Annotated in this window: 3 protein-coding genes and 1 pseudogene; 1 reads left to right on the forward strand and 3 read right to left on the reverse strand. The window is 53.4% G+C overall.

Annotated elements, in window-relative coordinates:
• Nucleotides 1–183, forward strand: a pseudogene (locus GEI7105_RS39505) (IS4 family transposase); the annotation flags it as partial.
• Between the two features lie 350 nt (nucleotides 184–533).
• On the opposite strand, the gene GEI7105_RS0116760 reads toward GEI7105_RS39505, so the two are convergent.
• From GEI7105_RS0116760 to GEI7105_RS30990, 3 genes are all read right to left on the reverse strand, one after another.
• Entirely contained in the window at nucleotides 534–3,641 is a 3,108-nt protein-coding gene (locus tag GEI7105_RS0116760) for an efflux RND transporter permease subunit (protein ID WP_017661587.1), read from the reverse strand.
• 207 nt (nucleotides 3,642–3,848) lie between these two features.
• Complete coding sequence (locus tag GEI7105_RS30985; RefSeq protein WP_017661588.1) at nucleotides 3,849–5,429, reverse strand: efflux RND transporter periplasmic adaptor subunit; 1,581 nt, start codon at nucleotides 5,427–5,429, stop codon at nucleotides 3,849–3,851.
• Between the two features lie 756 nt (nucleotides 5,430–6,185).
• On the reverse strand, nucleotides 6,186–6,499 hold a 314-nt coding region (locus GEI7105_RS30990), incomplete at its 5' end, for a DUF2267 domain-containing protein (protein ID WP_218959075.1).

Consider the following 6,499-nt stretch of genomic DNA (forward strand, 5'->3'; position numbering starts at 1 on the left):
CTGACCCCTCAAGGTTTTCCTCATCATAGTGTTTTTTCCCTCGGATTATCCGGTTATGCTTGGAGTCAATCCCTGCTGCTCTGGAGAGATTGGATGTTGGCGCTCATGGCGTTGAAGCCTCACAAATCTCTCCATTTTCAACGAGGGCTAGAGGCTCTATCCCTTGTGAGGCAGGGGGTCTAGCTATGTTGTCACCCTCTCAGATTCATCGGATACAACCCACTTTCCGCACCACAAGCATACTACAACAGGATTTTTAACGAATAAAGTACATTACAGCCTTCGTTGCTGAAATTCATTTTCAACAACTTGTGTAGTATGTATTTTTACTTGCGATCTTGATAAAGCTTTCTACATAAATTTTTGACAGATCAGACGAACATACTACATTTTGAAGTGCGGAATGTGGGATTAAACTTCGCGATGCTCTGAAGTTTTACAGTTTTCTTGATGGTTCATTGCAATCGATCGATAACCTAAAAAGGTCAGGCAGAGCCTCTTCAGACTCCACCTGAAAACAAGACGGCGACAAACTATCGACTCAACAACTTCGGTAAACGGAAGAGTTTCAATCCACCTGAAAGCGTTTCTCGAAACGAACCGTTGAAATTATCGATGTAGGTAAACAACACCGGAACCACCACCAGCGTTAACATCGTAGACGTGGAAAATCCGCCAATCACCGAAATCGCCATCGGGGAACGTACCTCGCCGCCAGCACCCCATTCCAAGGCAATGGGTAACATCCCCGCGATCGTCGAAATGGCAGTCATGAAAATCGGACGCAATCGCGACACCCCCGCTTCAACTACAGCTTTGAATTGCGGTAAACCTTGTTGTTCGTTGGCTAAGGCACAATCGACGAGGAGAATCGCGTTTTTCGTCACCAATCCCATTAACAAGACGATGCCGATGAGAGCAAACAATCCTAGCTCTTTTTGAGCGATTAATAAACCTAACAACGCTCCACCAATGGACAGGGGTAACGCTACCAGAATTGTTAAAGGATAGAGGAAGTTGTTGTATAACAACACCAAAATGGCGTAAATGCACAACACCGCAAACGCTAACGCCCCTAAGAACCGACTGAATACGTCGATCATGATTTTGGCGTCTCCCGAAGCCTGTTGGTATACCCCAGGCGGTAAGGGATTCATAGCGGGGAGGGCTTGCACGGCTTCGACGGCGTCTCCGAGAGAAATGCCCTGTAGGTTGGCTTCGATCGCCACCTGACGCGAGCGATCGAAGCGATCGATCTGTGCCGGACCGCTACCTAACGTAATTTGCGCTACGGACGACAACGGCACCAACGACCCCGATTGAGTGGGAATTTCTAACGTTCGCAAAGTATCCAAATCGTGGCGGTAAGGTTCGGCAATTTGCACGCGAATCGGAATTTGACGATCGGGTAAGTCGAACTTGGCTAAGTTGGCTTCGATGTCCCCGAGAGTGGCTAAATTTGCGGTTCTGGCGATCGATTGCACGGAAACCCCCAAATCTGCCGCCCGTTCCACATCGGGAGTAATCAAAATCTCCGGCTTCACCAAACTGGCACTCGATGCCACTTCCACCAAACCGGGAATCTCCCGCATTTGGCTTTCAAGGTCGTTCGCTGCTTGCATCAACGCCTCGGGATTGTCGCTTTTGAGGACGATAGAAAGGTCTTTACTACCGCCGCCTGCCCCCGCAGACTGAAAGCTAATCCGCGCACCGGGAACCTCGACGAAGCCGGGACGAATCTGGTCTTCATATTGTTGTTGGTCGACTTCACGATCGCTCTTCGGTTTTAAAATTGCCGTAATCGTGGCTTCGTTGACGCGACTTTCCGAACCGCCGCTACCCAAACTCAAAAACACGCTTTCCGTGGCGGGATGTTCGAGAAGAACGTTCGTGAGGCGATCGCTCACCCTCTCCGTTTCCTGCAACGTCGCCCCCGGTGGGAGTTCCACGTTCACCGTACTGATCCCTTGGTCTCCTTCGACAAACAATCCTTTGGGAATGTACGGCACTAACTGCAAACTGGCGATGAAGAACACCACTGCAATAATTAACGTGGTAACGCGGTTGCGTAACGCCCAGGTGAGAACGCGGCGATAGGGACCCGGTTTCGGCGAAGGGTTCATCGTGTCCGGTTGGCAAATCGCCGAAGCTTTGGGTTTGAGGAGATACGCCGACAACATGGGCGTCATCGTCGTGGCCACCAACGTCGAGAACATGGTGGACACCGCCACCGTCACCCCAAATGGTTGGAAAAACTGACCGGGAATCCCGCCCATAAACGCTACGGGCATAAATACAGCGACAATGGTGGCAGTGGTGGCGACGACGGCTAAACCGATTTCGTTAGCGGCATCTAACGCCGCGTTAAACGGCTTTTTGCCCATCTTAAGGTGACTGTCGATGTTCTCGATCATGCAAATTGCGTCATCGACGAGGTTTCCCACCGCTAACGCCAACGCCAACAGGGTCATGCCGTTGAGGGTATAGTTCAACAGTTGCATCACCAGGAACGTCGGGACGATCGAAAGCGGTAACGCCACCCCGGTAATGAGGGTCGCACGCCAATCGCGCAGGAAGAAGCCGACGGTGATGGTGGTGAGGAGACAGCCAAATACCAACGCATCGACAGAGGCTTGGTAGGAATCGCGAATTTCGTTGGCGCGGGTGAAAATGAGATCGATGGAGATGTCGTCGGGTAAAATGCCGGACGTGAGGCGATCGACCTCTTGACGCACTCCTTCTTCGACGGAGACTAAGCTGGTTCCGGTACTTCGCAACACTGAAAACGCCACCACGTTTTCTTCACCGTCGCGGGTGGTGAATTTCGCCAGTTGTCGGGGATCGGCATAACTGTCGCGAACTTCCCCCAAGCTGGAAAGGGGAACGGAACCGCCGCTGGGAAGAACGATGCGATACTGTTGTAAGTCTTCGACGCTGGGCGCACTTCCCAGGGTACGGATGCTTTTTTCTTGACCTCCAGCTTCAGAACGCCCGCCGGAAAGGTTGGTGTTGAAGGCGCGAATTTGGTCGTTGACTTGGGTGGCGGTGATGCCTAATGCTTGGAGGCGTTGGGGGTTCAGTTGTATGCGAATTTCGCGATCGACCCCTCCCGTGCGATCGATCTGCGCCACGCCAGAGACTTGTAACAACGCACTGCTAATGTCGCGATCGACCAGTTGACTGAGTTCTTCAACCGATCGTTGGGGCGATCGCACCGCGTAACTCATAATCGATCCCCCGGCGAACTCCAACCGCTGCACGATGGGTTCGTTGATGTCTTGGGGTAAATCCTGGCGAATTTGCGAAACGGCGTTGCGAACGTCGTTGGTGGCGCGATCGGTATCCGTTCCCAAGTCGAACGTAATGGTGGTGATGGAAAGTCCATCGTTGACGGTCGATTGCAACTCGTCGATATTGCCCAATCCGGCAACGGTGTCTTCGACTTTCTGCGTCACCTGAGATTCGAGTTCGGCAGGCCCCGCCCCCGGTTGGGTGACGGTAATCTGTACGACAGGAACGTCGATATTGGGGGTGTCGTCGATTCCGAGGCTGAAAAACGACATCAACCCCACGAGGCTGAGGACGAGAAAGAGGACGATGGTGGGAACGGGACGTTTGACAGACCAGGTGGAAAGGCTCATGGTTGGAGGGGGAGAGGGGGAGAAGTATTGACCTGACTTCGGCTACAGGGGCGGTGCGTGACGAGCGATCGGTTTCAGGATTTACACCCGATTTTTCAAGTCACGCACCCTTGTATGTTGGTGGTGTACATTGGCGGTGCGTGACAAAGCGATCGGTTTCAGGATTTACACCCGATTTTTCAAGTCACGCACCCTACGGACTGAAAATCATCGTTCGCTATCGACGACTGAAACCAAATCGCCGTCTTTGAGGTAGCCTGCGCCGGAGACAACGATGCGATCGCCTGCGTTTAAACCGCCGAGAATTTCGATTCGCGATTCGGTGAGGTTTTCGCTGTTTCCGAGGACTTCGCCCACTTCCACGGTTAACGCGGTGACGGTGTTATCGGGGTTGAGGCGGAATACGCGGGCGCTTGCGTCGGGTTGAGGGACGATCGCGCGGGCGGGAATCGTCAAACCTTGGACGGTGTTCGTGGTAATCTCCGCTTGTAGGAACATCCCCGGACGCAGTAAATCGCTGGCGGGTAAGTCGATTTCGACGGTGGCTTCGCGACTTTGGGGGTCGATCGTCGGTAAAATTTCTCGAACTCGTCCGCGCAAGTTAATGCGAGAATCCGCGTCTGAGGTGATGGTGACGGGAGAACCCGGACGAACTAAGGGAAGTTGCGTTTCGGGGACGGTCAACTGCAACTCTAGCTGTCCGTCGGCGATGAGGGTAAACAACCGCCCGGAGGGACTGGTGACATCTCCCACGCGAGCGCTACGTTCGGCGATAATTCCGCCTTTCGGTGCGAGAACGCGGGTTTGGTCGATGCGGGTTTGTAATTCCCGAACCGTCGCCTGGTTGTTCTGCACCCCCGCTTCGGCGTTTCCGACATCCGCTTGAGATGCGTCGATTCCGGCGATCGTACTGTCGAGTCTGGCTTGGGCGCTTTGCACGTTGGCTTCGGCGTTGGCGACATCGGCTTTGGCACTTTGTATGTCGGCTTCGGCCACTTGCAAGTCTTCGATCGCTTTGTTGTACTCCTCTCGCGCCGTTCGCACCTCTGTTTGACGCAGTTCCGCTTCCTGTTGGCTGATGGCACCTTGGGCGACGAGACGGTTGTAGCGATCGACTTCCCGTTGGGCTTGTTCTAAGTTGGCTTCGGCTTGGGCGATGGCGGCTTTGGCGCGATCGCGGTTGGCTTCGGCTTGCAGAACCCGGCTTTTGGCTTGCAACACGCCAGTTTTCGCCTGGGCGAGATCGGCTTCAGCTTGGCGGCGCGTCGATTCGGCTTGGGTAATGTCAGCCACGGCGCGATCGACTCCTGATGTGGCTGAATCGACTTGAGATAGCGCCCCAGTTAACTGGGCTTGCAATACGGAATCGTCGAGGAGGGCGAGGACTTCTCCGGCGGCGACGCGATCGCCTTCGTCCACCCGCACGTCTACGATTTGCAATCCGGTAATTTGGGGCAAAATCGGCAGCAAATCGTAAGCTTGGACGGTTCCCGTGGCAGGGCGGGTTCGGGCGACGGATTCGGCGGCGACGGGGGCGATGGTGACGGTTTGGGTGGGGGCACGCTCGGTTTCCTGGGCTTCGGCGGGGGCGTCGGAGGATTTCCCCGAGAGAAGCTGACCGCCCACTGTGGCGAGGACGATTCCCACGCCGACACCGATGAGGATCGATCGCCAACCGCCTAATCGCGGCGGTTGCGGTTCGCGATCGATGGGTTGAAAGTTGTTTTCGGAGGAAATGTCGGTTTGGGGAGGGTTGCGATCGGGTTTGGAGGATACGTCGTAACTCACGGCCTGACTCTGGTTAAGGGTTGGAATTCTCGAACGGTTCGTGTTAAACGATTATTTTATTAAGAATTATTGCTTTCATTATAGGGGAGTCGATCGATCTCAAGGTAGACAGGGACGCGATCTTGGGAGGGGGCGATCGCGACGCGATTTATATACCATAAAAATAGCAAATTGTCAATTTTTTTTAAAAGTGTGCGATATAGGCAGTCTTAGAAAGCCGATAGACCAAGATCGGATTTGCCCGGAGAAGAAAAACGAAAATTTTTAGAACTTACACAGTTCGACCGAAATTACACTAAATGGAGAGGTCGGTTGGCATTGCCCACACTACAAATGGTGTAGATGCGTAATACTCCATCCTTTTACGATCGGCTAAGTTTCAAGAAGTCTTCACCACATCCTCCCTTAGCCCCCTATCCCCCCTTCGCCCCCCTTTCAAAGGGGGGTTGGGGGGATGGTTGGGGGAATAGAGGGACTTGTCGGGTTGGGCAAAGCCAATATTTGAGTCCGAGCGGAGTCGAGGACTCAACGCTGAGCGGAGTCGAAGCGAGCGGAGTCGAAGCGAGCGGAGTCGAAGCGAGCGGAGTCGAAGCGAGCGGAGTCGAAGCGAGCGGAGTCGAAGCGTTGAAATTCGGATTCCGTATAACTTCCTCGTCCTCTTTTCCCCTCTTGACTGAAAAAACCCCGATATCGCCAAAAATACCGGGGTCGCTTTGCTGTTGTGAGATCTAGTTGTAGAGGGGTTTATGCAAAGTTTTAAGCAGATTTCCACATTTGTTTGACTTCGCCGGGCATTGCTTCGGTAATTACGGCGATGCTGCTGTCAGACAAACGAGCTTTCAGAGCGGCGAAAACTGCGTTGACGACCGTTGTAACGTCTTTGTCTTTGGGAAGTCCGCCTTCTTGGGCGACCCGGAATAGGAAGGGCTTGCTGAAAAGAAGTGAAAAGCTTACGACGTAAGGCTTAGAGGAGTCTTGACGTGGCTTCGAGAACCCGAAAAAGAGGTAAAATTGGAAATTCCCGTGCATCCGGCAAGAAAAAATGTATCGAAAATCACAAAATCCTGACG

This window comes from Baaleninema simplex PCC 7105, assembly GCF_000332355.1.
In the GTDB taxonomy this organism is placed as follows: domain Bacteria; phylum Cyanobacteriota; class Cyanobacteriia; order Cyanobacteriales; family Geitlerinemataceae; genus Baaleninema; species Baaleninema simplex.